This is a genomic window from Vibrio sp. D173a, assembly GCF_030248475.1.
Window position 1 is genome coordinate 1 of sequence record NZ_JAHGAH010001415.1, and the last position, 914, is coordinate 914.

At 46.2% G+C, this 914-nt stretch carries 2 protein-coding genes; both read left to right on the forward strand.

The window, feature by feature from the left end; all coding sequences use genetic code 11:
* On the forward strand, positions 1 to 546 hold a 546-nt coding region (locus KIV40_RS33745), incomplete at its 5' end, for a DUF2063 domain-containing protein (RefSeq protein ID WP_285353788.1).
* 10 nt (positions 547 to 556) lie between these two features.
* Positions 557 to 914, forward strand: a 358-nt coding sequence (locus tag KIV40_RS33750) for a DoxX family protein (RefSeq protein ID WP_285353789.1), incomplete at its 3' end; no start/stop codon positions are given.

The window sequence follows — 914 nt, forward strand, 5'->3', positions numbered from 1 at the left end:
GCTCGTCATCATGGACTCAGTACGCCTCCTCAATCGGGAGATATTTCTGAGTACGGTGAAGATTTTGATGCGGTAGTGAGTGAGTTTCCTGCCGTGGTTGATGCCGCCCCCTATTTAACGAGCATGATTCAATACGAGTGGCATAAAGATGCGTTAATGCGAGCCGAACCCAATCTGAGTATTGGCACACAGTATCCACTGGCGGTTCTCTCTACTATTCCAGCGCAGCAACATGGTGAACTGATATTTCACTTGTTCTCTGATGTGGTTCTACTTAGCTTTGACTATCAAGTTATGACGCTAGAACAAGCGATGATCAATGAACGACTTGATGGTTTAAATATCGCCCAGCCCGAGTTTGGTACGCTACAGAAAATGAACAACCACGCCTTGGAACCCCATATTGTGACGCGAGAGGTTTTTCAGCTTCTGCAAGCCTTCCAAGCCCAACACACGCTCGCTGATATCGACCCTACATTGCTACCCCATCTTAATGAGGTTTTAGCACTCAATATCATCTCTGGCTTTTCTATTGGCGACGAATAGGAGAAATAAAATGGACAATAACACCGTGACTAACATGATGGCTCAATACGACGGGCTGGTTGACAAATTCCAAGCTCTGTTTGTACCTGCATTACTACTGTTTTGTCGCTTGTGGGTAGCCTGGGTATTCTTCAACTCCGGCCTGACTAAGATCGCGACTTGGGATAGCACGCTATTTCTATTCGAACTCGAATATCAGGTGCCATTAATCCCTTGGGAAATGGCGGCTTACATGGGCACCGCAGCGGAACTCATTCTTCCTGTATTCATTGCATTAGGATTGTTAAGCCGCCCAATGGCCGTGATCTTATTTGCTTTCAATATTATTGCTGTTGTCTCTTACCCTGTGCTTTGGGAGCAAGGATTCC